Below are 24,455 nucleotides of genomic sequence, written 5' to 3'. Positions count from 1 at the left end.
CAGAAGTCTCGGATGAAAGCATGCTCGAGCCGTATATATGGAAACATATAAGTACGGTTCCAAGGGGAGTAGGGAGCAGTAATGCTCCACTCTTACCCGACATAACATCAACCATAGTTGGTTACAAGAAAACATTCCAATGGATAAAAGAATCATGAAACAGTTTCTGAAATCAGGGTTTATATACGAGGGTAAGTTATTTCCGACGGACACAGGTTCTCCGCAAGGAGGTGCCATATCAAGTCTTTATGCAAACATGGCACTTGATGGTCTTGAAAAGGTGATTCAAGATAAATACCATCGTAACACAAAAGGGAATATCGAAAATCACTATCGTGCAAAAACCAAAGTAAATCTAGTACGATATGCTGATGACTTTATAATAACTGCAAATACTAAAGAAGTTGCAATAGAACTTAAAGAAGTTGTTAGTCAGTTTCTTGAAACTCGAGGACTAGTGTTATCTGAAGAAAAGACTAGAATTACCCATATAAATGAAGGTTTTGACTTTCTAGGTTGGACATTTCGGAAATTCAAAGAAAAACTTATTGTTAAACCTTCAAAAGGTTCAATAAAAAGCTTGATAAGGAAATGTTCCACTATTATTCTTAAAGAAGGGAAAGCATGCACTCAATCGGATATAATTCGTAGACTCAATTCTGTAATAAGAGGTTGGACTAACTATCATAAACACACGGTAGCCAGTCAAGTTTTTTCTTACATTAACAACACACTTTATTACTTATTACATTATTGGGCAAAGCATCGACACCCAAATAAAAATAAACGGTGGCGAATTAATAAGTATTGGCATCAGAAGGGATACAAAATATGGGTTTTTATGACAGAAGACTATTCTCTTATTAATTTAAGGCGAATCAAAATAGTCCGACACCCAAATTTGCAAATCTCTCAAAATCCTTTTTTACATAAGGAATATTTTGTTATAAGAAGAATGAAACTACAATCACTGAATGCCGCCTGAAAAGGTGAAGAAATGCTTGAGCCGTATGAGCGGGAAACTCTCACGTACGGTTCTTAGACGAGGGGAAGGGAGCAATCCCTTTTCTTTAGACGATTATACCTCAAAGGCATTCACTTCTTTTTGTGAGAATAAAAAAATGCAACAATCTATGAGCAAAGCAGGTTGTCCATATGATAACGCTCCTATGGAGTCTTTCTTTGGAAAACTTAAGAATGAACATATTAAGCATTACAGTATTAAGGATGCTCTGCATTTAGAAGAGCTAATAAATGACTATATTTTTAGATATTATCATCATAAAAGGCCTCATAGTTCTCTGGGAGGGTTAACTTCTTTTGAGAAAAGATATTCTAAATAATTAATTACACACAAGTGTTACAATTTTGCTTGACCAGGTCAATCTTTATGACTTCCTTTTATTATAACGCTACCATTTTTAATCATTATGGTTTCTCTTGCTACTGCTTCTATATCCGAAATAATATGAGTTGAAAGTATTATTATTTTTTCCTTAGATATATCAGCTATAAGATTTCTAAATCTTGCTCTTTCTTGTGGATCAAGACCCGCTGTTGGTTCATCAAGTACAACTATTTTAGGATCATTTAATAATACTTGTGCAATTCCAACTCTTCTTTTCATACCACCTGAAAATTTGCCAACTGCCTTGTTTCTAACCTCATATAATCCAACAAGATTTAGTAGTTCATCAATTTTTTCAGAGGCTTTATTTTTGTCTATTCCCTTTAATGCAGCCACATATTTCAAAAATTGTTTTGCTGTGAAATTCTTATATGCACCAAATTCTTGCGGAAGGTATCCAATAATATTTCGGTACTCATCTTCTTTATCATAAATACTTTTTCCATTATAAATAATTTCTCCACTGGTAGGTTTTGTTAATGTTACTATTTGTTTCATTAGTGTAGTTTTACCCGCTCCATTTGGTCCGAGTAGTCCATATACACCATTTTCTAAAGTGAGTGTTATATTATTATTTGCATTCTTTTTTCCAAAGCTTTTTGTTAAATTTCTTATTTCAAGCTTGTTCATAATCGTTCCTCCTCTAATTTTAAAATCCATTAATTATCTTACTAATATTTTTTTAAATGATACTACGCTGAGTGTAATTCCTGCCACTATAGTTACTGCCAGTATTCCAAGGCAAAGATTTATTAAGTCAAAGTTCATCCCAAAGAATTTCACATTTCCAAAATATATGCCAGCAAACTGATTAAAATAAAATAATAAATTTATAAAATTAACATTCGCGAGCACCATTTTAACATTACTCGGAATTATTTTTACCACTGTTAATAATTTTGGAGTAATAATAAAAATCAAAAATCCACTTGTTGATGCTATTGAACTTGTTGTTATAAATGAGAATAAACATGCAATTACACCTAAAGTAGCTAGTATTAATATCATTATTCCTATCTTAAATATTATAAATTGAATTATGGTATATGCATCCCTTACTAAAATAGGATTATCTATTATTCTTATTGCTTGTAGTTTCCCATTGGTGGGCATGCCATATTGAATCGCTGTCACTATGAATTGAATTGCTAGATACCCTCCATATAAAACTGTTGGTATTAATATTCCAAGTCCTAGTTTTGAATATAAAGCCCTATTTTTATTTTTTGATGTAAGAATCAAATTTTCTACCGTAGAAACAATCTCATCTGTATATGTATTACAACAAACTATAATTAGAATTACCACCATACAGAATGCCATAAAAGTATTGGTTGCTCTATAATCGTATACCTTCCAGAAGCTAACATCCTTATATTTTGTATCTTCCATACTTTTTAACTTTTTACTGGATATTTCTTTTATACCTTTACTAAAGTCATCCTTCTCCTGACTATTTGCCATTTCTTTTATTGTTCCTATTTTTGCATCTAATTTCCCCTGTGCAATTACCTCTGCTTTTCTTGTGTCTTTAATTAACTCATATTGCTCATTTCTATGTGAGTTCTGTGTTTCCATTTCTGGTTTTATAAAAGCCATTACTCCGCAAAGTAAAATAAATATCGCCGCTACAATTATTCCAGTTTTTGATTTTAATATTTTTTTAAGTTCCCAATATATCATATTGTGCCTCCTTGTATTCCTCTTCAGTAATTATTTTTTCGGTAAGATAATAATTATGAAGTGAATCTTGCTATAGGTACATTATATAAGGTTAATCTTATCTCTTGATAACATTAACCTTAAATAAACCTTACAAATATTTTATATTTTAAAAATAAGATAGAAAAGGGATTTTATTTAACTAGTTAAAAATGTTTTGCAAATAAACAAAAGACTTTTTATGGAATTGTACTTTATATACAACTGCCGAGCCATGTGTAATGTGTTCTGGTGCAATATATTGGGGTAATGTGGGGGAAGTAGTATATGGTATAAGCGAGAAAAGATTACTAGAGCTTACTGGTAATAATGATATAAATCCAACCTTTGATTTATCTTGCAGATATGTCTTTGCAAAAGGACAAAAGAATATTAATGTTGAAGGCCCTTTTGAAGAAATTGAGCAAGATGTCGTAAATGTTCATGATGGTTTTTGGGATTAATTGAGTAAACAAATACAAAAGCTGTATTGGAATTTTCTAATACAGTTTTTGTATTGACGCTGCTATAGTTATAATCTAAATGAAACTACCCTTGTCACTACTGATCTATTTGATTATAATTAAGTGTAATCATTTTTTTACAAAGGAGATAAATTATGCACTCATCACAATACTTTATTGACACATTAAATATGGAACCTCATCCTGAAGGTGGTTTCTACAAAAGCAGCTTTGACTCTTGTGAAAATATTAGCTCCAATGATTTAAAAACTAGCTTTGAAGGTGAAAGAATACTTTGGACTAGTATTTATTTTTTATTAAGAGATGGAGAAATTTCAAGTTTCCATAGATTGAAATCAGATGAAATGTGGTACTATCATGCAGGTTCCCCTCTTACAATATATATGATAAGCCCAGAGGGAGAACTTACTACTAAGCAACTAGGTCTTAATATAAAAAATGGAGAAACCCCACAATTCCTAGTACCTAAGAATTATATCTTTGGTTCTGCTATGAATAGTTCAGGTTACTCTCTTGTTGGCTGTATGGTATCCCCTGGCTTTGACTTTAAAGATTTTGAAATATTAAAAAGAGATGTTCTTTTAAACAAGTACTCTCAATATAAGGATATAATAATTAAGCTTACAGAATAACTATTGCTTTGTAATTAGAGACCCTACTAGAATCAATGATTCTAGTAGGGTCTCACTATTTTAATACTATTTATTTATGTTCTAAACATTTACTACCGTCTTCATATCACTTAATACATATGTATTTTTTTCCCTTTGCCGTTTCATAAAGAAAGAATGCCACTTGCTATTTACTCTCTATGATTATATTAAAACAATAACCTTAGTTAATACTAATATTCCAAGTAAAATACCTACTACTATTCTATATATTGCAAAGACTTTCATTGGTTTCTTTTTCAAATAATCCACAAATTTTTTCATAACTATCAAAGATACTATGAAGGCTACAACAAATCCTACTATTAATGAAATCCATAATGTTTTCGTCATTATAGAATAATCAAATTCAAATAAGTCCTTACCTGTCGCCCCTATCATAGCTGGAATCGCTATGAAAAATGAAAATTCTGCTGCTATTGGTGTTGATAATCCTGCAATCCATCCACCCATAATTGTAGAAGCACTTCTTGACATTCCTGGCCACACACAAAAAAGTTGTAATAAACCGATCTTAAATGATTGTATAGGCGTTATGCTATCTATACTTTCTACTTTATGATCCCTATTTCTAACTCTCTTCTCGATTATTAGTAACAATAATCCACCAACTATGAATCCTACTATAACAGCCTCTGGTGTAAACAGTAGTTTTATTTTGTCGTATAATACTACTACTGCAATTCCCATTGGAATAGATGCCGTAATAACATTTATACCAAATCTGAATCCTTTCTTTCCCTTTTTTCCTTTACTAAATATAAACTTAAAAAATTCTATTATACTTTCGCTAATCTTCTCCCAATACAAAACAACAACTGCCATTATTGCTCCAAGTTGGATTACAACTTGAAACATCTTTGCAAATTCTCCCTCAAACCCAATTGCCCATCCAATCAATATCATATGTCCTGTAGACGATACTGGGATAAATTCAGTTACCCCTTCTACTATTGCTATTATAATTGCTTTTAATAAAAATATTATGTCCATAACTCACCATTCCTTACAATTTAATTATTACTGTATATAGTTTATCATAATAATCTATAAGGTACCATCTTCAAAACTTACTGTAATATGACATCTATGCAAGTTTTAAAAAATGCTTTACCTGTCGTAGTAATTGTGTTATTCTTAAATTACTACGACAGACAAAGTACTACAGATGCAGTAAAATTAAAGGAGGATATAATTTGATAAGCAGCGATGTAATTCGAGGATATAATGATACGATTATTCTTTTTATGCTTCAAGATGGCGAATCCTACGGGTATGAAATATCAAAAAACATCAGAAAATTATCAGAGGAGAAGTATGTTATGAAAGAGACCACACTCTATTCAGCATTCAACCGTCTTGAGAAGAATGGATATATCGAATCTTTCTATAAAGACGAAACCTTTGGTAAAAGACGCACATATTATAAAATCACCCCCGTAGGTTTAACCTACTATAAAGAAAAATGTGAAGAATGGAGCTTAACAAAAGAAGTTATTAATAAATTTATTAAGGAGAGGGATTAAAATGGAAACTATAAAAAATTATTTAGATAATATGTTTAAAGTCCTACCAAGAACAAATCAGACGGTCAAATTAAAAAACGATTTATTATGGAATATGGAAGAAAAATATAACGAGAATAAGAATGATGGAAAATCAGAAAATGAGGCCATTGGTATTGTAATTTCAGAATTTGGCAATATTGACGAATTAATTGATGAACTCGGCATCGAACATATGAAAGATGATGTTATACTTAAAACCATTACACAGGAAGATGCAGATAATTTTATGGCTGAAAAAAAGAGATCTGGCTTATTGTTGGGTATTGGTGTTTCTTTATGTATTGTAGCAACGGCTATATTAATATTAATTACCACTCTCGTAGATAATGGCATTCTCGGTAAAGGTATTTCAAAAAATTTCAGCGATATGTTTGGTATTATTCCACTATTTATTCTACTTGTACCTGCTATAGCTTTATTCATTTATTCCGGTATAAAGCTAGAAAAATACAAGTATCTACAAAGCGGTTTTGATTTGCCTCCTCATGTAAAAGTAATTGTAAATCAAAAAAATAATGCTTTTGCATCAACCCATATGATATCTGTAATAACAGGTGTGTGCATATGTGTCATATCACCAGTTGCACTTTTTGTATCATCTGCTTTTGGCGACAATGCATCTAGCTACGGAGTAGTTGTTTTACTTGTGATGATTGCTATTGCCGTTTTCCTCTTTATATATTTTGGAAATATTAAGCAGAGTTTTAGTATTCTTTTACAGATTGGTGACTTTTCAAAAGAAAAAACTGAAGATAATAAACTTATTGGTGCAGTTGCTGCTATCGTATGGCCATTAGCAATCTGTATCTTCCTTGTCAGTGGATTAGTTTTTAATCTATGGCACATTAATTGGATTATATTCCCTATCGTTGGCATTTTATTTGGTATGTTCAGTGCAGCATATAGTATTATAAAAGGGCATAATTAAAATAATTTTATCTTTTAAAAAAGTATTGACAATTGTTTTTATGAGTAATATACTAAATACTAATAACTGAATACAACTTATCCAGAGTGGCAGAGGAACTGGTCCGATGAAGCCCGACAACCAGCATTCTTATTCGAATGTAGTGGTGTCAATTCCTGCAGATTGTAAAATCTGAAAGATAAGGATGTTAGCAAATTTTATGATACAATTTTATTGTTTATTAAAGTTAACTATTGCTACTTTCCTTATAGGAAAGTAGCTTTTTTTCTTCCCCAAAAATCTAAATAAATAATGTACTAAATACTAACAACTAAATATAACTTATCCAGAGCGGCAGAGGGACTGGCCCGATGATGCCCGACAACCAGCATTTTTAAAAGAAGTGCAATGGTGTCAATTCCATCAGATTGTAAAATCTGAAAGATAAGGACGATAGCAAATTTTATGATACAATTTTATTGTTTAATAAAATTAATCATGCTGCTTTCCTTATAGGAGAGCAGCTTTTTTTTGAAAAATAATTATAAAAGGAGAAATTAATATGAGTGAGCGAAAATTAAGTTTTGAAACATTACAGGTACATGCAGGGCAGGTTCCAGATCCTACTACAGGATCAAGAGCAGTTCCAATTTATCAAACATCATCTTATGTTTTTAAAAATGCAGATCATGCAGCAAATTTATTTCAATTAAAAGAAGAAGGAAATATATATTCAAGAATAATGAACCCAACTACAGACGTTTTTGAAAAAAGAGTAGCCGCTCTTGAAGGCGGAGTAGCAGGACTTGCTACAGCTTCAGGAATAGCTGCAACATTCTATGCAATACTTAATGTAGCAAATTCAGGTGATGAAATAGTAGCTGCAAGCACTCTATATGGTGGTACTTATGAACTATTTAATGTTACTCTTAGAAAACTTGGAATTAACGTAACATTTGTTGATCCAGATGATCCTGAAAATTTTAGAAAAGCTATCTCGAATAAAACAAAAGCACTTTATGCTGAAACAATGGGAAACCCAAAAATAAACGTTCTAGATATAGAGGCAGTAGCGAATATTGCTCATGAAAATAAAATACCCCTTATTATTGACAATACCTTTGCAACTCCATTCCTTTGTCGTCCAATTGAGTATGGTGCAGATGTAATTATTCATTCAGCAACAAAGTTCATTGGAGGACATGGAACTACTATTGGTGGAATTATAGTTGATGCTGGTAAATTTGATTGGGCAGCAAGCGGTAAATTCCCTGATTTTACAACTCCGGATAAAAGTTATAATGGAATAGTATATGCTAATTTAGGTGCTCCAGCATTTGCTTTGAAAGCTAGAGTTCAACTTTTAAGAAACACCGGTGCTACGCTTAGCCCTCAAAGTGCATTTTTATTTCTTCAAGGTTTGGAGTCATTATCATTAAGAGTTGAGAGACATGTAGCAAACGCTAGGCAAGTTGTTAAATTTTTGAGTAAGCATCCAAATGTTTCATGGGTAAATTATCCTGAACTTGAAGGGAGCAAATATAAAGAATTAGCTAAAAAATACCTACCAAAGGGCGCAGGATCAATATTCACTTTTGGAATAAAAGGTGGCCTTGAATCTGGAAAGAAATTTATTAATAGTGTAGAATTATTTTCGCTGCTTGCAAATGTTGCAGATGCAAAATCTCTAGTAATTCACCCCTCAAGCACAACTCATGCAGAGCTTAACGCAGAGGAGCAAAAATCTGCTGGAGTTACTTCAGATTTGATAAGACTTTCAATTGGTGTTGAGGGTATCGATGACATTATATACGATTTGACGCAAGCTCTAGAAAAATCTATTCAATAAAAAGTTAATAATTCTTTGGCAGTTGGTTTCAAAATAAGGTCTTGTTCCTAACTATATTCCTCCATCACCTTAGATGACGGAGGAATAACTTTAAAGTTTAGAAAGGAAAACTAATATGAAAAAGGTAAAAATAGCGATTTTAGGTTTTGGAAATGTTGGGACAGGTGTATGGAAAATACTTCAGGAAAATAAAAAAGAAATAATGAAACGTTCAAATTATGAAATAGAAGTTGCTAAAATACTTGTAAAAGATATAAATAAAAAAAGAGATGTCAAAGCACCTAATGGCCTATTAACAGATAACATTGATGATATTATAAATGATGAAAGTATAAAAATTGTGGTTGAACTTATTGGTGGATGCGATAAATCTAAAGAGTATATGATACGCGCAATGAAATCTAAAAAACATATTGTAACTGCTAATAAATTAGTTATCGCGAACTGGGGCGAAGAGTTATTTAAAACAGCGGAGAAAGAAAACGTATTGTTTTATTATGAAGCAAGTGTGGCTGGTGGAATTCCAATAATACGCGAGATTAATGAGAGCCTTACAGCCAATAGGATTGAGCAGATAATTGGAATTATAAATGGAACAACTAATTACATATTAAGCAAAATGACAATGGATGGGATTAGCTTTGATGAAGCGCTAAAAGAGGCGCAAGAAAAGGGTTATGCTGAAGCGGACCCAACCTCTGATGTTGATGGCTTTGACGCTGTATATAAGCTTGCGATAATGTCTTCTCTAGCATTTGGAACTAAGGTAGATCATGATTGTATTTATAGAGAAGGAATAAGAAGAATTAGTGACATAGATATAGAATATGCTAAAAAACTTGGTTATTCAATAAAACTTTTAGCAATAGCTAAAGAAGTAAATAACAAATTAGAGCTAAGAGTACATCCAACCCTAATACCTTCGAGCCACCCAATGGCAAATGTAGCCGATGCATTTAATGCTATTATGATAAAAGGAAATGCAGTTGGAGAGTTAATGCTATATGGAAAAGGCGCTGGAGCTTTTCCAACTGGAAGTGCAGTTGTAGGTGATATAATATCCATATTAAGAAATAATGTAAATCCTTATGACTTATTAGACCTAAGTGACAAGACTGATTTTAAAGAAGTGAAAAAATCAGAAGAAAATGAATCAGAATTCTATATTAGACTTAATGTTAAAGATACAGTAGAAGTTTTAGGAGATACAGCGAAAATATTTGGGAAAAACAATGTCAGCATTATGTCCGTTACTGGAGATGTAAGGCACGATGATCATGGACCACTAGGATTTATTACACATAAAAGTTCAGAAAAAAACATAAGAATTTCATTAGAAAAAATAAAAGAACTAGAAAACGTCAACAAAATAGAAAGTATAATAAGGATGGAATCATTTTATTAAACTTATTCTCCTTTTAGTATTTATATATAAAAACACCCCATCAGATGAATTTTACAACTTTTTTAGTTATAATCATTCAATGGGGTGAAGTTCACTACTTCGGTTCTATTACATTAAACCTTGATTTATACCTTTTTAACAAATTCAGATTTTAATTCCATAGCTCCAAACCCATCAATTTTGCAATCAATATTATGATCTCCATCAACCAACCGTATATTTTTTACTTTTGTACCTTTTTTTATGGCTAATGGACTTCCTTTTACTTTAAGGTCTTTGATTATTGTTACAGAATCACCATCGTTTAATACATTTCCATTTGCATCTTTGATAATCCTTTTCTCTTCACTACTTTCTGTTTCTAATTCTAAAGTCCATTCATGAGCACATTCAGGGCAAACAAAAATACTTCTATCTTCGTAAGTGTATTCTGAATTACATTTTGGGCAATTTGGCAAATCAGCCATAATTTCATTTCCTCCATTCGTTATTGTTAACTCTAATATATAAGAATTATTGTCAATTTTCTTTTTACAACTTCATAAGAATAGAAATTACAAAGTTAAAATTCACAAAAAAAAATATAGGGAGTTCCTTATATGCTTATATACTATCATAGTCTCCTCATATTGACAAACCTTCCTCCGCCCTCTCCTTAAAGTCCCTTTTTTCTATTAATCATTTTTTACATACAAGTTTTTTAAAAGCAAGTCTAATTTCAAAAATAACCATAGCAGTCATTTATCTTGCCAAATTAATATTTTTAATATTTTCCATTTTCCATAAATCTGAATATGCCCTAATATAAAATAATACATTACTTTCTTTATGATTTTTTAATAGTAAACCCCATTTTGATGTTATCACATTATCATCCATGCTTTTAGTAAATCCCCAGCTTTCCTCGGTGTCATGGGACATTACATAAATAACCATCTTGCTCTGGTCGGTTGCATCACCATCAGTTAACACATTGATAAAAGGTGTATACTTGTTTAATAGTTCTTTACTGGATTCAATACATTCAGCATAGTTGAACATATCTTTAAATTCACCAAATACCCTTGTCCAAAAGTAACTTCCTTCACTTTCTAATGCAAAATGCTTACCCATGTCGATTCTGAACCCACCCACTCCACAATTCCTTAGTTCTTTTAAAAAATTTATATAAATTTTTTGTAATTCTACATCATTGTAATTGAGCATTGGTAATCCAAAAGCACCATTAACAATTGCATTTCTATTGCCATAATCCACTGTATTTTTTGCGTTAGTCCAAAATTTGGGGTTATCTAGTAGGTTTTGATCTACGGTTTGACTTGGTATTAGCTTTCCACTCTCATCACCCGCTAAATGTCGTAACACTACGTCAACGATGATTTTAATTCCTATTTTATTAGCTTTATAACATAATTCTGTTAAATCCTCCTTTGTTCCACTTCTATTACCTATTTTAAATGATAGCGGTTGATAGTATGTCCACCATTCATCTCCTTTTTTGCAAGGTTGCACGGGAGTAACCTGTATGGATGTATAGCCACACTCTTTTACTTTATCTAAAATTCTAGTTATATCTGAGATTTTCCATTGAAAACAGTGCAATATTATTTCTCTCATATTATGTCCTTTCATTAATCATTTATTTTATAATGTATTTAAACATTTATTTACTCTCCAACCATTTAACCCATTTTCAGCTTAAATCATCACCTTCGTAACTGTTCATCTTCCTCAAGCTGCAACATTAATTAAATTATTACTATTACTATCAGATAATTTTTACAGGAAATAAATTTAACATAATGTAGTTCCTATAGATAATGATGTACTTAATTACCATTAAATATACATAGAATAATTTTTCAAAAAAATATAAAACACCTGATGTATAACACCAAGTGCATTTTGCAGTGAAAAGAATTTAAATACAAAATTTATAGTGGACTATAAGAAAACCCCCGACTAAAATTAATTAGTCGAGGGTTTTACTGATGGAGGCGATGCTTAACCTTTAAAACCCACCAATAATATAAAATTATTTTATTATATCCTCTTGCTCTTCTTAATCATACTTATTTAATAGAAGACATCCATATTTAATATTGATTATTAAATAATCCAGCCCCTTCTATGATTTCCTGCTCCGTAAATAAACTTAAGACAGCTTCATTATAATCACTTAAATTTTGTGACTTCTTTATTTTCTTAGCATATTTTTTATTATCTGAAAACATATAAATCATATACCCCCATAGCTCTTTCATTCTAAATATTGCATTTCTATCTTCATCAAATAATTCTATATATTTATTTAAAATTTCATCATGAAAATCTTTTAGTACTTGTTTATCTATATTAGTATTAGTATTATTTTTAATCTCATTTATTAACCTTGGATTAGCTAGTATCCCTCTTCCTAGCATTACTGCTTTTACCTCTGGAAAAGCTTTCATTAGCTTATTATGATCATCAATAGTGAAAATATCCCCATTATAACATACTGGATTGGTGCTTAAAGATAATGCATCTTTAAATACCTGTAAATTAGGTTTATTTCCATAAAAATCTTTTTGTATTCTCGGATGGATAATTAATTCTTCTAAAGGATATTTATTGTAAATTTTTATTAGCTCATAAAATTCCTCTGAACTATCTTTTCCTATTCTAGTTTTTATAGAAATCTTCATATCATCTATTTTAAATATTTCATCTAAAAACATATCAAGTTCTTCCCTTTTGGCTAGAAATCCCGAGCCTCTATTTTTTGAAACAACCGTTCCAGCAGGACATCCTAAATTTAAATTAACCTCCTTATAACCTAATTGTTGTAATTTTCTAGAAGTAATAATAAACCCTTCTGAATCGTTAGTAAGTATTTGCGGAACTATATTCATCCCTTTATTATTTTCAGGCAAAACATCTCTTAATTCTTTAGACTTAAGACTTCTACTTTTATTTGTAACAATAAAAGGTGTAAAGTATTTATCAATATTATTAAAAAATTTTTCATAAGAATTTCTATATATGTATCCCGTAATTCCTTCCATTGGTGCTAAATAATATTTCATTTAATAACCCCTTTATAACTATTCTAAAAAACATTATATCAGCATTCTTTTTTCTTAACTACTTAATATTAATTAATTATATTTTCTTTCCAGTAACCAAAGGCAAAACATAGCAAACAATTTTGCAGACATTGTCTGCAAAATCTGTTGATTATAAAGAGGTTTAAAAACTCCTATTACGTTAAATAAGTAGCTAGTAAACGCACTAAGTTTTTCTAGCTACTTACTTAATATATTATTTATCCAACTTGGCATATTTTAAATTCTTTAATGAGGAATGGTACCTTCTTTCAATGGTATCCTCGCCTGCAAATATTGTGTACGTTGGCATAATTATTTACCTATGACCTTTTCTTGTTCCTTTTGTAGAACCATATTAGATAACATAATATAAAAATCCTGCTCTTCTTTACTCTTTGCCTTCTTAAATAAATTTTTTAATTGACTATAAGTGAAGTTCAAAAAAATATCATATATTTCATTATTTTCATTTTCCATATCTAATACCTCCAATTCAAACTATTATATACCAATATGTTAAATTAATAAACTATTGTCTTGTTATTTTGATTCTATTCATATAATTATATGTAATTTATTTTTTTAACTTAATAATTAGCTTATTTTTTACAAACACAAAAGTCTTCCTACTAAAATCAAATCTGATGCTAGATTCTATATATAATTAAATCATAAGAAAACCCCCAACTAATTTATTAATTAGTCGAAGGTTTACTGGTGGATCCGAATCATGATAGGTTAAATCCACTATATAAATGTGCCTTCCTTAAATACAGAAGACATCTCTAATAACCAGTGAACTCTTGTGTCTCAGTAGGGGGTACCAGTACTTGTTGGCTCAATATAAGAACATGATATCGCCTTATTACCTAATTGAGCTCTAGATACTGTATCTCCCAGATATTTCTTCTCCTCACTAGCTGTAACTTCAACAACACTCGCACTATTCCTATCTACATCAAAATACTTTAGCATGTTTTCTTTCTCTTGATTCGTCAAATCATACCCTATAGTAACACTCTTATATGAATCAGCATATACATTTTTTATTGGTGTTGCAAGTAAACTTGCTGTTAAAATTACACCTAAGGCTAGAACCCCCACCTAATTTTTCATCTAAATGGGCTTGATAATGGATATTTTCTTAACATAAATTATAGACCCATAATGTCACGTCATATTTTTATACTATTTAAGTATCAAAGTAATCCTTTAATTTTCTTGGTCCTGCAAGTACTTCGCTGTCTACGAATAAAGTTCCGTCCTTCTTTGTGTTAACATACCACTTTACAAGTTTGATATTACCAAAATCAATTTCCATTGCTGTTATGCATCGAGGATGAACACAGCTTCCATCATTGAAATATGGAGGATCACCTACTTCAGGAAACATAGGCCTATGTGTATGTCCTGCGACCATCATCTGTTTTTCTTTTATTACCCATTCAATAAGCTTTTTTTCTACTACTTGTTTCTTATGGTAATTCTGTGCTGTTCTAGTTGGATCATTTACTCCAAAGAAGTTAAGAGGTCTCCATAAATACCTTACTAAAAATCTGGTCAATCTCCACATTTTATCATTTAGACAGTCCACTTGATGCCCGTGTATTAGAAAGATTTTGTCATTAGTAACTTTATGCCTCAATACTATCCCCTCATGGATCCTAATATTATCGAATAAAGGAATATACCTTTTCTTGAGTTCATCAAAGTATTTATATAAATTATTTTTTACAAATTTATCGTTTCTTTTTACTATATCATGGTTTCCAAAAATAAAATTAAGCCTATCTTCATTATAAAATTTAGATAGCAACCAGAAAACATCGCTATGTACCCTCTTAATGTCAGAAAGTCTTTTATTCTCCCAAAGTTCATCTCCATCACCAATCTCTATGTAAGTATAGTGTTCGTCATAGTAATGAGTTAAGGCCGCAAAATAAATATTTTGATTCTTCGAAAAATCATCTGACCAGTTTCCATCTCCTCTATGGCAATCACTCATTAAAACAATCTTGGAGGAATCGTCAAAAATAATTTCCTCCGATGACTCAAAAACTTTAGATAGATGTTTTAATGTATTCATTTTATCCCCCTCTAAACCAGCAGATTCTTTCTATATTTAAATATATTACAATGTTTACTCATAAAGAACACTTAGAGGCCCGTAAAAAAGGATATCGATGCTTTAGAAACAACGGTCAAGGAATTAATATTAACCTATCTTAAAGAAGTTATTATATTAGGTTCGTTACCTCATATAATATTTTTAAAAAAATAAGAGCCTTGGAAAAAGTCCAAGGCTCCCCTAAGGTGATTAACTGCTGCGTAGTATCCATTTATCATTAAATTACAATACTTTATCATTAATAAAGTTAATGGAGATAAACCTAACATAGAGACTAACCATATTAAAATTATGCATTTAATTTTATTGTTTAATCCTTTAAATTTAAGGCATAACTTCCTATAAAAAAATAATATATAGTGAAACAAGAACTAGGTTAAAAAAGGAATTAGTTACTATTTTCTGTTCCTATTGATCAAGTGGTAATTTTGTTTTAAATTCTGTTTTTTCCTTAGAGCTTGCAACCTCTATATTACCATTATGTAATTCTACTATTGTCTTTACAATTGCAAGCCCAAGTCCAGTTCCATCTTTTTTATTACAAGCTTTTTCTACCCTGTATAACCTTTGGAATAAATTCTTCAAATTCTCTTCTTCTATTATATCTCCATAATTTACAAAGCTAACTACAGCCATATTATTTTCTTTCCCTATATTTATATCTAAATATTTCCCCTTACTACCATACTTAATTGCATTAGATATTATATTTTCAAAGGCTCTAACTAATAAAATAGCATCTCCATCTATTATTAAACCTGCATCTTTTGAAGATATTCTATATTCCATACCACTATTTTCAAAAGCCGGTATAAAACCAATGGTAACTTGTTCTATTAATTGGTGTAAATATATATTAGATTTATTTAAATTTACATCTCCATTACATATCTTTGTAAACTCAAAAAGTTGTTCCACTGAACTCTTTAATTCCTTTGCTTTACTTAATGAAACTTCGCAATAATGATGCAACTCATTATCATTTTTATAATTTTTCTTTTCAATCAACTGTAAAAACCCAATAACAGAAGTAAGCGGAGTCCTTAAATCATGAGATAAATTTGTAATCAAGTTATTCTTCTGCTTTTCCCACTGTCTTTCTTTTTTCAGTAGTTCTTTTATGCTATATGCCATTTTATTAACATCTGAAGCTAATGTTCCCAGCTCATCCTTTGTTCTGATAGGTATATTTATATCTGTATTTCCATTAGCTACTATCTTTAAATTTTGTGATATTTCTTCTATATAATCAGTGATTTTATTCATTTTTTTGATAAATATTAAGCACATCAGCACTATAAAAATCACAAACACTCCTATACTAATCCCCAGCATAACTGAACTATTTGTATTATAATCATTAATAAATTTCATATAGAGACTTTGGCAAAAAATATGTAGCCACATAATTACTAAAAAAACTCCTACTAATGTTGATATTATAGACATTATCGTAGCTGTAAAAAAATTTAGGAGTATATTATATTTAATACTGTTATTCTTCAATTTTATATCCCACTCCCCACACCGTTTCTACTATTTTAGGTTCCTTGGGATTATCCTCTATCTTTTCTCTTAATCTCCATATATGAACCATAACAGTATTATTTCCTTCAAAATATTTTTCTTTCCAAATTTCTTTAAAGATATCCTCAGCATTAAATACTTTCCCACCGTTACTTGCCAATAGCAACAATATCTCATATTCTTTTGGAGTTAATTTTAACTCTGTACCAAATAAATTAACTTTATGATTTCTTTTGTTTATAGTAATCCCTTTTATTTCAATAATATCTTCATCGTCAAACGGTTTGTGATTTTCATTAAGATATACATATCTTCTTATTTGAGCTTTCACTCTAGCAATAAGTTCCATTGGGTTAAATGGCTTTACCATATAATCATCTGCCCCTGTAGATAATCCTTGTATTTTGTCAATGTCTTGACCCTTTGCACTAACCATTATAATTGGAATATTATACTCTTTTCTAATCTTCATACAAACCTGCAACCCATCTATTCCTGGCATCATTATGTCCAAAATCACAAGATGAATCTTTTCTTCATTAATTATATCAAGTGCATCTACCCCATTTGTAGCTTTAAACACCTTATACCCATCATTTAGTAGGTATACTTCCATAAGTTCAATTATTTCTACTTCATCATCTACAATCAGTACATTAAACATAGCGCTTATTTCTCCCATCAAATACCTGTTTTTAATAAAATTATACCACATTTCAAAATAATTGATGTTTCAGGTTATATTTTGAATCCTAAAAAATCAAAGTAATATATGAACCATATGAAAATAAAATTAACTATAGTTATGATTGTAAAATAAATTTTTTCTGCTTTTCTTCCTCTCTTTTTAACCCAATTATATATTAAAATAATTAATCCACAAATACTTAAAACCGTTGATACTATTAGAAATCCTAAAAAAGTATAAAGTAACCATGCAAAGGTAAAATCATTAGTACTAATCATAGTCATTGCCATTATAGTTGCACCAAGCATTCCAACTACATTAAACGCACTAATAACTAAGTTTGCTGTTCTAATTAATTTTATGCCCCTACAACTTTTGCACCCTGTTTGTTTAAACCTCCTTTTTATAAACAAAACTATTGTTCCAATTATATTAATAACGAACATAATCATAGCTATAGCAAATATAGCTATGTTAAAATTTATTTCATCAAAAAAACTTATCTTTTCAAATGAATTATGGCTTACATCATTAAATGCATAAGTTACTTTACCACTGTCATTTATCTTAAATGCAAAATCTCCTCGTCCATCTTCCCTTGCAAATACTCCATCTTCCTTTTCAACAAGAGTTGTAGTGATTTTCTGTTTAGCAAGAGTATACTCCTTAAGAGTTAATGTACCGTCTTTATTAGCTATAATTCTCATATTCATAGAAGGGTCAAATAAAAAACCAATCTTCATAATGTTACTTTTTGATATCCCATCATAGTTTCTATATGTTCCTTCATATTTACTAAAATTTTTAATTGAATTTTTCTTTATTTCATTAAACTTATTATTGGTGGTAGGATAAAATTTATTTAAAAACTCTTCTTCAAAGTTAAATGGAATTGAATTTACTGAATTGGTTGCAATATATAACCCTAAACCTTCCTTTGGCATTAAAAATAATGTAGTAGTACTACCTGATGGTAATGCACCTTCATGTTTTAATATTTCTTGTCCATTTCTATTGCTTCTTATAAATCCATAGCCCATTCCAGGTAAGCTGCTGTCATTTGAAAATTGCTTATCCTTCATTATTGTTGATGTTTTTTCATTTAAAATTTTCTTTCCTTGAAACTCTCCATTATTTAAGTGAGCTATCATAAAATTTTCCATATCTTTAACTGTTGCATTTATCCCTGAAGATCCGGAAGTATATTGATAAGCTAAAGGACTTTCATTATAGTCTCCGCCTATTCCTCCGTACCCATAACCCTTAGCTGTATTATTATTTTTTAATCTAACTAAGCTATTATTCATTTTTAATGGCTCTAATATATTTTTCTTTACATATTCTTCATAAGTAATACCAGATACCTTTTCTACAATATATCCTAGAAGGTTATACCCCTCGTTACAATATCTACTAACAGTGTTAGGCTCCCTTACCACCTTGGGAATATGGGTATCCATATAATATTCCTGTGATTGTATGGATTTTTCATCTAAAGTAGTGCCATTAAGTTCACTAGCTTCGTCAACTCCACTAGAATGAGTTAATAAATTACCGCAAGTCACTGGTTCCTTATAATTATTAATAACCTTGTAATGATTTATATACTCATTAATATTTTTTTTCAAATCTATTTTGCCTTCTTCATACAGTTGCATAATAGCTGTTGCAGTGAATAATTTACTCACTGATGCTGCTGGAAAAGTAGTCTTATCAGGATCTACTGATATTTTCTTATCTATATCACTGTACCCATACCCTTTTTTAAATACTTCTTTTCCATCCTTTACAACAGCTATAGCTGCTCCTGCAATTGAATGCTTCTCCATATTCTTCTTGAAAAAATCATCTGTGAATCGCTGTAAATTTTGACTGTTATTCACCTCTAAATGTTTCTTCTCTATTTCCTTTCCAAAACTATTACTATGTAACCCTGAGCTTATCAACATAGTACTTAATAATATTATCATAATTTTTTTTGCTTTCATCTTCATAAATTCCAACTCCTTAATTATTCTATAGTTAGATTTTATATTAAAATAAATTTTTAATTTTAACTATTTTCTTACGAAAAAGTAAAGTTTATATATAAAATCGAGTAGGAGCTAAATAATTAATTTATTTAGCGACCTCTCACACCACCGTGCATACCGTTCGGTACACGGCGGTTCAATAGAAATTAATGTTTTAATAAATATGTCTCAGATATAGAAACTAATCCTATATTTTTAAGGTATTTATTGGTCAATGTTTTGTTTAATATAGGGCTATTGGATGTTCTCCAATAGCCTTTCCTTGTATTTGCATATTGCAAAGCTTTATTGTTTGGTATTCCTAATTTAACAAGGTTCCCATATTTTGTTTTAATCTTTTTCCATTGTTTCCAAAAACACATTCTAATTCTTCGCCTTAACCATTCATCAAGTGTTTTAAGAATACTTTTAATGTCTGCAATAGCAAAATAATTTATCCATCCAACTATCACTTGCTTAAGTTTCATAAACCTATATTTCATGCTCATCGCATTACTTCTTGAAGTTAATTCTTTTAGCTTTGCTTTGAATTTGATTATAGGTTTTTGAGGAACTCTCATTCTGTATTCACCTTTTGCTCGGTAAAATGAAAATCCTAAAAATTTAAGTTTCCAAGGTCTATCTACTGTACTCTTTTCTTTATTCACTCTAAGCTTTAACTTTTCCTCAATAAATCTCGTAATACTCTTCATTACTCTATTTGCTGATTTCTCACTTTTGACGTATATATTCGCATCATCAGCATATCTACAAAAGTTTAGTCCTCGTTTTGTTAGTTCTACATCGAGTTCATGTAACATTACGTTACTTAATAATGGGGACAAAGGCCCGCCTTGAGGTGCTCCTTCTTCTGTATTCATAAATACCCCATTTATCATCACTCCACTTTGTAGATACTTTCGTATCAGAGAAATTACTCTACTATCTTTAATATCTTCCGATAGTATCCTTATTAATTTATCATGATTTATCGTATCAAAGTATTTAGAAAGGTCTATATTCACCGTCCATGTATGTCCAGCATTAATATATCCCCTACATTTTTCAACAGCTTGTTTTCCACTTCTTAAAGGTCTAAAACCGTAACTATTATCAGAAAATTTCTTTTCATATACTGGTATTAGAGTTTGTGATATCGCTTGCTGAATAACTCTATCTAATACAGTAGGTATTCCAAGTAGCCTAATTCCACCGTCAGGTTTTGGTATTTCTACCCTTCTTACGGCTAGAGGTCTATATCTACTTTCTAATAATGATTGCCTTAATTCTTGTCCATGCTCTTTTAGATAATGTAGAAGTTCATCTACTGTCAAACCATCAATCCCATGACTTCCTTTATTGGCTTTTACTCTTTTATATGCTTTATTCATATTATCTCTCGATAATATCTGCTCGAGTAAACCATTATCATATTCATTCACATCGTTTCTTCCTTCTTCTGACATAGAGGAAATACTATGCACTTCTACATTACCTTCGAGTTCCACTCTATTCTCTCGTAGAGAGCCTTCTTTATGAAGTTGTCTGCTTTTATCATATTTTCTCGTATCCTTCAAAATTCCAAAACCTCCTATTGTTCAGTCCTTCCCACGCTAACGCGTTTTGCATGGTACTATGACGTCTGCTGACTTCTGATAGTTCAGCCATACATCACTGTATGGGTTGTTATTTCTAAATTCATATCCACAACTTACCTATCAGATCTCCCCGGGTAAGAACGCAATCTTTCACTCCATCTATCTGCTACATTTACACCACTTGTTTCGAATAGTTTTGGGCTTCGTTTTGTATTGCAAACTTACCCACAAGCATATGCCTTATATGTAGTTTCTGTTCGTCAGACCGGAGTTTGGCCGCCAACTTCCTTCAGATTCCATCTCACGATGGACACCCTTGTCTTAAGCTATGCACTTGGCACTATTAACCCGTGCTAGGGACTTTCACCCATTAGATTGCGCCCATGCCGGGCGCACAATATAAAACCGTACACTATTTCAGTGCACACTTTTGTTAATTAATGGAGTATTACAGACTACTATGTTTATGTTTTAAATTAAGGCATAAAAAAATCCTGAGCATCTCTGTTCAGGATTTATGGGAGCGAAGCACAACCTTTAAAATCCACTACATATTTCTATTAAAAACAACCCTATATTTCACTAATATTTTTTACATATAAAAATTATCCAGTTGCTCTTTTCGCCCCATCTCTCTTCATAAATCTACTCCTTTATTTCCTTAACTTTATTTAGCATAAGGTCTTCTGCTTTTATTTCCGGGTGCGAATAACGCTTTCTATTGTTATTCTTATTGGAGTATTCAATAGCTCTCACTGGACACCATTGAATACAAGCCATACATTGTTCGCAGTTATTATTCCAAGTAGGAATATCATTTAACATTGTAATATTACCCATAGGACAAATGCTCTTACATATCTTACAATGTGTACAATTATTATTTACTTTAAATTCGCCATCTCTACTTTTCAGAGCTGCTAATCTTTCTAATGAATTTTTATTAAATAATTTAGCTAATATATTTGCTTTTATTATTGCTGTTCTTTCCCTTTTATCTATTATTGAAATAATCTTTACTATTTTTTTACCTTCTCCTTTGTATAGAAACTTACAAAGAAAATTTGGAAATCCACCATATTCCACAATCCAATTTCCAGGCATTCTTATTTTAAATTCAGCAGCTAGTTTTCCACCATTTTTATCTACTATCTCCCTAAGTTGTTGCAATGCCATCCCTCTAGAACCTGCAAAAGAAGCTACTCCAAAAACATATTGATTAGATTGGAACTTAAGTTTATTTAAAATTTCCTTCATTACATTTGGCATGTACAATTCATACACCGGAAATACAAACCCAATTCTTTCATAACTGCTATCTATTTCTATAGAGTTATTTAAAGCTAAAATATGCACAACCTCAGTATCCTTTAAATATTTACCAATATGCTTTGCTATAGCTAAACTATTTCCCGTTCCACTAAGGTAGTATATTACATTTTTCAATACATCCACCTCACTTAAAGTTTTGAAATACGTATGTACATATTTCAAATTAACTATAACATTTAATTATTCCCAATTCAATAGTTTTGAAATATCAATCTTATATTTCAAAACTGTTATGATATAATTGAATAAAAACTTACGTATTGGAGGTCCAAATGAATAAATATGAGATTAGAACAAATAAAAAAAAGTTATCAATAGTAAATGCTGCTAATGGGTTGTTTAAAGAAAAAGGATTTGTAAATGTAAATATCAAAGAAATCGCTTCCCAAGCCAATGTATCACAAGTTTCAATCTATAATTATTTTGGGAATAAAGATGCCTTAGTCGCTGAATGTGTTAATTCTCTTATGGGAGATGTATTAGAGGCCGCAAGAAAATTGCTTTATACCGATATGAACTTTAAAGAAAAAATACTTAAGGCTCTTTCTTTATGTTCTAATTACATAAGTAAATCTTTAAGTGAATATTTTACCCTGGAGGCTCTAAATGATAAAGTTCTAATTAAGCTTATTACAGAGAGTGTAAACAAAAATAAGTTTGAATTATTTAGGGATTATATTGAAGTAGGTAAACATGATGGAACCATAGATAAGACAATTCCAACTGATACAATTATGAGATTTATAGAGATAATATCAATTGCCGAAAGTAATGTTAATTATAGTAAGGTTTCCGATAAATATATTCAAGATATGCAAACCCTAATGTTTTATGGAATAATAGGAAATTAAATACATAAGACTTTTTTTTAGATAACCTATAAAAATATAATATTTTCTTTCTGTGCTTCACTGATTTAACAGAACTTGCTGGCTTGCAATATTCTTTTTCTGGTAGATTAGCAATAAGAATGATTGAGATCTTATATCGTATTCATGATGAGTACGCTAAAAATGCACACCCCTAAGTTCAAAATCCGTAGCGGTGTGCATTTATTCCATTCTAACCTATAATTTAATGACTTTCAGCTCAATTTTCTAAAACATCCTGTTCTCTGAACAAGCTTGAAACAGCCTCATCGTAATCATATAATCTTTCTGATTTCTTAATCTTTTTTGCATACTTTACATTATCAGAAAACGCCGGAATCATATAAAACCATAATTCTTTCATTTTAAACAAGACATTCCTCTCTCCAAAGAGTATTCTTTTATAATCTTCATAAATTTTATCATGAAAGTCTTTCAGCAATTTTTTTTCAAGTTTAATATTATTTGTAATGTAGCTGTTCAGTCCAGGATTGGCTAATAATCCCCTGCCAAACATTAAAGTATCTACATTAGGGAAATCAGCTGAAAACTCCTTGTAATCTTTGATTGTAAAAATGTCACCATTATAGCAAACAGGATTTTTACTTAAATTCAAGGCTTCCTTAAAGATTTTCAGATTAGGCTTATTTTTATAAAAATCTTTTTGAATCCTTGGATGAATAATAAGCTCTTCTATAGGGTACTTGTTAAATATTTCAATTAAATCATAAAATTCTTCAGGTCGGTCTTTTCCTATCCTGGTTTTTAGTGAGATTTTTGTTATCGATTGAGAGAAAATTTCGTCTAAAAACACATCAAGTTCTTCTTTTTTTGAAAGAAATCCAGATCCTCTATTTTTTGAAACTACAGTTCTAGAGGGACATCCTAAATTTAAATTGATCTCATTATATCCTAACATCTTTATCTTCTTTGAAGTATGAATAAAATCTTTTGCATTATTGGTTAGTAATTGTGGAATCAAAACTAGTCCTTGGTTGTTTTCAGGCAAAATATCATTTAATTCCCGAGTTTTAAAACTTTCGCTTTGATTTGCAACAATAAAAGGTGAAAAGTATTTATCTATATTATTAAAAAAAGTGTTATGGGCATTTCTATAAATGTACCCAGTCAACCCTTCCATAGGTGCGAAATAAAAATTCATATATCAATAGCTCCTTTATTCAAATAGTTATCTTTCTTCTTTATCAGGAACTTTCT

The 24,455-nt window shown here is 30.5% G+C and carries 22 protein-coding genes, 2 pseudogenes and 2 riboswitches; of the genes and pseudogenes, 9 read left to right on the top strand and 15 right to left on the bottom strand.

The window, feature by feature from the left end; translation table 11 throughout:
* The first annotated feature begins 139 nt into the window (after window positions 1-139).
* Window positions 140-985, top strand: coding sequence for a group II intron maturase-specific domain-containing protein (locus ACWJKS_RS01895; RefSeq protein ID WP_462960318.1), 846 nt, complete (start codon window positions 140-142; stop codon window positions 983-985).
* Window positions 986-1,010: 25 nt separating this feature from the next.
* Entirely contained in the window at window positions 1,011-1,343 is a 333-nt protein-coding gene (locus ACWJKS_RS01890; protein WP_462961034.1) for an integrase core domain-containing protein, read from the top strand.
* A 41-nt stretch (window positions 1,344-1,384) separates the two neighbouring features.
* Here the strand turns inward: ACWJKS_RS01890 and ACWJKS_RS01885 are convergent.
* Both ACWJKS_RS01885 and ACWJKS_RS01880 read right to left on the bottom strand, forming a co-directional pair.
* Window positions 1,385-2,038 (bottom strand): annotated as a pseudogene (locus ACWJKS_RS01885) (ABC transporter ATP-binding protein); the annotation flags it as partial.
* A gap of 33 nt (window positions 2,039-2,071) precedes the next feature.
* Window positions 2,072-3,091, bottom strand: a complete 1,020-nt coding sequence (locus ACWJKS_RS01880; RefSeq protein WP_216302255.1) for a hypothetical protein — start codon at window positions 3,089-3,091, stop codon at window positions 2,072-2,074.
* Between the two features lie 233 nt (window positions 3,092-3,324).
* Between ACWJKS_RS01880 and ACWJKS_RS01875 the strand changes: the two are divergent.
* Window positions 3,325-3,573 (top strand): annotated as a pseudogene (locus ACWJKS_RS01875) (nucleoside deaminase); the annotation flags it as partial.
* A gap of 155 nt (window positions 3,574-3,728) precedes the next feature.
* Window positions 3,729-4,226 carry a cupin domain-containing protein gene (locus tag ACWJKS_RS01870; protein WP_462960317.1) on the top strand — a complete coding sequence of 166 codons (498 nt, stop codon included), beginning with the start codon at window positions 3,729-3,731 and terminating at the stop codon, window positions 4,224-4,226.
* A gap of 183 nt (window positions 4,227-4,409) precedes the next feature.
* Here ACWJKS_RS01870 and ACWJKS_RS01865 read toward each other — a convergent pair whose 3' ends face one another.
* Window positions 4,410-5,258 carry an undecaprenyl-diphosphate phosphatase gene (locus ACWJKS_RS01865; RefSeq protein WP_462960316.1) on the bottom strand — a complete coding sequence of 283 codons (849 nt, stop codon included), beginning with the start codon at window positions 5,256-5,258 and terminating at the stop codon, window positions 4,410-4,412.
* A gap of 203 nt (window positions 5,259-5,461) precedes the next feature.
* Here ACWJKS_RS01865 and ACWJKS_RS01860 point away from each other — a divergent pair, with 203 nt between their 5' ends.
* The 4 genes from ACWJKS_RS01860 to ACWJKS_RS01845 all read left to right on the top strand — a co-directional run bounded on the left by ACWJKS_RS01860 (window position 5,462) and on the right by ACWJKS_RS01845 (window position 9,994).
* Window positions 5,462-5,791, top strand: a complete 330-nt coding sequence (locus ACWJKS_RS01860) for a PadR family transcriptional regulator (RefSeq protein ID WP_165413575.1) — start codon at window positions 5,462-5,464, stop codon at window positions 5,789-5,791.
* Between the two features lies 1 nt (window position 5,792).
* On the top strand, window positions 5,793-6,761 hold the full coding sequence (locus tag ACWJKS_RS01855; protein ID WP_216302261.1) for a permease prefix domain 1-containing protein: 969 nt from the start codon (window positions 5,793-5,795) through the stop codon (window positions 6,759-6,761).
* A 74-nt stretch (window positions 6,762-6,835) separates the two neighbouring features.
* Window positions 6,836-6,946: riboswitch (SAM riboswitch) on the top strand.
* A 133-nt stretch (window positions 6,947-7,079) separates the two neighbouring features.
* A riboswitch (SAM riboswitch) is annotated at window positions 7,080-7,191 on the top strand.
* A 111-nt stretch (window positions 7,192-7,302) separates the two neighbouring features.
* On the top strand, window positions 7,303-8,589 hold the full coding sequence (locus ACWJKS_RS01850; protein ID WP_462960315.1) for an O-acetylhomoserine aminocarboxypropyltransferase/cysteine synthase family protein: 1,287 nt from the start codon (window positions 7,303-7,305) through the stop codon (window positions 8,587-8,589).
* 115 nt (window positions 8,590-8,704) lie between these two features.
* On the top strand, window positions 8,705-9,994 hold the full coding sequence (locus ACWJKS_RS01845) for a homoserine dehydrogenase (RefSeq protein ID WP_462960314.1): 1,290 nt from the start codon (window positions 8,705-8,707) through the stop codon (window positions 9,992-9,994).
* A gap of 125 nt (window positions 9,995-10,119) precedes the next feature.
* On the opposite strand, the gene ACWJKS_RS01840 is transcribed toward ACWJKS_RS01845, so the two are convergent.
* From ACWJKS_RS01840 to ACWJKS_RS01790, 11 genes are all read right to left on the bottom strand, one after another.
* The gene (locus tag ACWJKS_RS01840; protein ID WP_165413571.1) at window positions 10,120-10,461 is read right to left on the bottom strand and encodes a zinc ribbon domain-containing protein YjdM; all 342 of its coding nucleotides are present in this window, start codon (window positions 10,459-10,461) and stop codon (window positions 10,120-10,122) included.
* 274 nt (window positions 10,462-10,735) lie between these two features.
* Window positions 10,736-11,611: an alpha-amylase family glycosyl hydrolase gene (locus tag ACWJKS_RS01835; protein ID WP_462960313.1), complete on the bottom strand. Its 876-nt coding sequence runs from the start codon at window positions 11,609-11,611 to the stop codon at window positions 10,736-10,738.
* 479 nt (window positions 11,612-12,090) lie between these two features.
* Window positions 12,091-13,062 carry a tRNA dihydrouridine synthase gene (locus tag ACWJKS_RS01830; RefSeq protein WP_462960312.1) on the bottom strand — a complete coding sequence of 324 codons (972 nt, stop codon included), beginning with the start codon at window positions 13,060-13,062 and terminating at the stop codon, window positions 12,091-12,093.
* 333 nt (window positions 13,063-13,395) lie between these two features.
* Window positions 13,396-13,560, bottom strand: a complete 165-nt coding sequence (locus ACWJKS_RS01825; RefSeq protein ID WP_216302266.1) for a hypothetical protein — start codon at window positions 13,558-13,560, stop codon at window positions 13,396-13,398.
* A 333-nt stretch (window positions 13,561-13,893) separates the two neighbouring features.
* Window positions 13,894-14,187, bottom strand: a complete 294-nt coding sequence (locus ACWJKS_RS01820) for a DUF1002 domain-containing protein (RefSeq protein ID WP_462960311.1) — start codon at window positions 14,185-14,187, stop codon at window positions 13,894-13,896.
* Between the two features lie 88 nt (window positions 14,188-14,275).
* Window positions 14,276-15,169, bottom strand: coding sequence for a metallophosphoesterase (locus ACWJKS_RS01815; protein WP_462960310.1), 894 nt, complete (start codon window positions 15,167-15,169; stop codon window positions 14,276-14,278).
* A 450-nt stretch (window positions 15,170-15,619) separates the two neighbouring features.
* Window positions 15,620-16,717 (bottom strand): sensor histidine kinase, encoded by a 1,098-nt coding sequence (locus ACWJKS_RS01810; RefSeq protein ID WP_462960309.1) that lies wholly within the window; start codon window positions 16,715-16,717, stop codon window positions 15,620-15,622.
* On the bottom strand, window positions 16,707-17,402 hold the full coding sequence (locus ACWJKS_RS01805) for a response regulator transcription factor (RefSeq protein ID WP_216302269.1): 696 nt from the start codon (window positions 17,400-17,402) through the stop codon (window positions 16,707-16,709). The genes ACWJKS_RS01810 and ACWJKS_RS01805 overlap by 11 nt, the downstream gene beginning before the upstream one ends.
* A gap of 74 nt (window positions 17,403-17,476) precedes the next feature.
* Window positions 17,477-19,420: a serine hydrolase domain-containing protein gene (locus ACWJKS_RS01800; RefSeq protein ID WP_462960308.1), complete on the bottom strand. Its 1,944-nt coding sequence runs from the start codon at window positions 19,418-19,420 to the stop codon at window positions 17,477-17,479.
* A gap of 185 nt (window positions 19,421-19,605) precedes the next feature.
* Window positions 19,606-21,015, bottom strand: a complete 1,410-nt coding sequence (gene ltrA / locus ACWJKS_RS01795) for a group II intron reverse transcriptase/maturase (RefSeq protein ID WP_258280593.1) — start codon at window positions 21,013-21,015, stop codon at window positions 19,606-19,608.
* A gap of 666 nt (window positions 21,016-21,681) precedes the next feature.
* Window positions 21,682-22,482: an EFR1 family ferrodoxin gene (locus tag ACWJKS_RS01790; RefSeq protein WP_462960307.1), complete on the bottom strand. Its 801-nt coding sequence runs from the start codon at window positions 22,480-22,482 to the stop codon at window positions 21,682-21,684.
* A gap of 158 nt (window positions 22,483-22,640) precedes the next feature.
* On the opposite strand from ACWJKS_RS01790, the gene ACWJKS_RS01785 reads away from it, so the two are divergent.
* Entirely contained in the window at window positions 22,641-23,219 is a 579-nt protein-coding gene (locus tag ACWJKS_RS01785; RefSeq protein ID WP_462960306.1) for a TetR/AcrR family transcriptional regulator, read from the top strand.
* Between the two features lie 238 nt (window positions 23,220-23,457).
* Here the strand turns inward: ACWJKS_RS01785 and ACWJKS_RS01780 are convergent, their stop codons facing one another.
* Window positions 23,458-24,399 (bottom strand): tRNA dihydrouridine synthase, encoded by a 942-nt coding sequence (locus tag ACWJKS_RS01780; RefSeq protein ID WP_220287710.1) that lies wholly within the window; start codon window positions 24,397-24,399, stop codon window positions 23,458-23,460.
* Window positions 24,400-24,455: the final 56 nt, after the last annotated feature.

This window comes from Clostridium sp. CM038, assembly GCF_055081105.1.
This window is presented reverse-complemented; position numbering and strand designations above follow the sequence as displayed.

What these genes read in the sequence shown, in the direction of transcription:
- ACWJKS_RS01895 (WP_462960318.1), top strand. Translation starts at nt 140, where the DNA reads ATGGATAAAAGAATCATGAAACAGTTTCTGAAATCAGGGTTTATATAC.
- ACWJKS_RS01890 (WP_462961034.1), top strand. Translation starts at nt 1,011, where the DNA reads ATGAGCGGGAAACTCTCACGTACGGTTCTTAGACGAGGGGAAGGGAGC.
- ACWJKS_RS01880 (WP_216302255.1), bottom strand. Translation starts at nt 3,091, where the DNA reads ATGATATATTGGGAACTTAAAAAAATATTAAAATCAAAAACTGGAATA.
- ACWJKS_RS01870 (WP_462960317.1), top strand. Translation starts at nt 3,729, where the DNA reads ATGCACTCATCACAATACTTTATTGACACATTAAATATGGAACCTCAT.
- ACWJKS_RS01865 (WP_462960316.1), bottom strand. Translation starts at nt 5,258, where the DNA reads ATGGACATAATATTTTTATTAAAAGCAATTATAATAGCAATAGTAGAA.
- ACWJKS_RS01855 (WP_216302261.1), top strand. Translation starts at nt 5,793, where the DNA reads ATGGAAACTATAAAAAATTATTTAGATAATATGTTTAAAGTCCTACCA.
- ACWJKS_RS01850 (WP_462960315.1), top strand. Translation starts at nt 7,303, where the DNA reads ATGAGTGAGCGAAAATTAAGTTTTGAAACATTACAGGTACATGCAGGG.
- ACWJKS_RS01845 (WP_462960314.1), top strand. Translation starts at nt 8,705, where the DNA reads ATGAAAAAGGTAAAAATAGCGATTTTAGGTTTTGGAAATGTTGGGACA.
- ACWJKS_RS01840 (WP_165413571.1), bottom strand. Translation starts at nt 10,461, where the DNA reads ATGGCTGATTTGCCAAATTGCCCAAAATGTAATTCAGAATACACTTAC.
- ACWJKS_RS01835 (WP_462960313.1), bottom strand. Translation starts at nt 11,611, where the DNA reads ATGAGAGAAATAATATTGCACTGTTTTCAATGGAAAATCTCAGATATA.
- ACWJKS_RS01830 (WP_462960312.1), bottom strand. Translation starts at nt 13,062, where the DNA reads ATGAAATATTATTTAGCACCAATGGAAGGAATTACGGGATACATATAT.
- ACWJKS_RS01825 (WP_216302266.1), bottom strand. Translation starts at nt 13,560, where the DNA reads ATGGAAAATGAAAATAATGAAATATATGATATTTTTTTGAACTTCACT.
- ACWJKS_RS01815 (WP_462960310.1), bottom strand. Translation starts at nt 15,169, where the DNA reads ATGAATACATTAAAACATCTATCTAAAGTTTTTGAGTCATCGGAGGAA.
- ACWJKS_RS01805 (WP_216302269.1), bottom strand. Translation starts at nt 17,402, where the DNA reads ATGTTTAATGTACTGATTGTAGATGATGAAGTAGAAATAATTGAACTT.
- ACWJKS_RS01800 (WP_462960308.1), bottom strand. Translation starts at nt 19,420, where the DNA reads ATGAAGATGAAAGCAAAAAAAATTATGATAATATTATTAAGTACTATG.
- ACWJKS_RS01785 (WP_462960306.1), top strand. Translation starts at nt 22,641, where the DNA reads ATGAATAAATATGAGATTAGAACAAATAAAAAAAAGTTATCAATAGTA.
- ACWJKS_RS01780 (WP_220287710.1), bottom strand. Translation starts at nt 24,399, where the DNA reads ATGAATTTTTATTTCGCACCTATGGAAGGGTTGACTGGGTACATTTAT.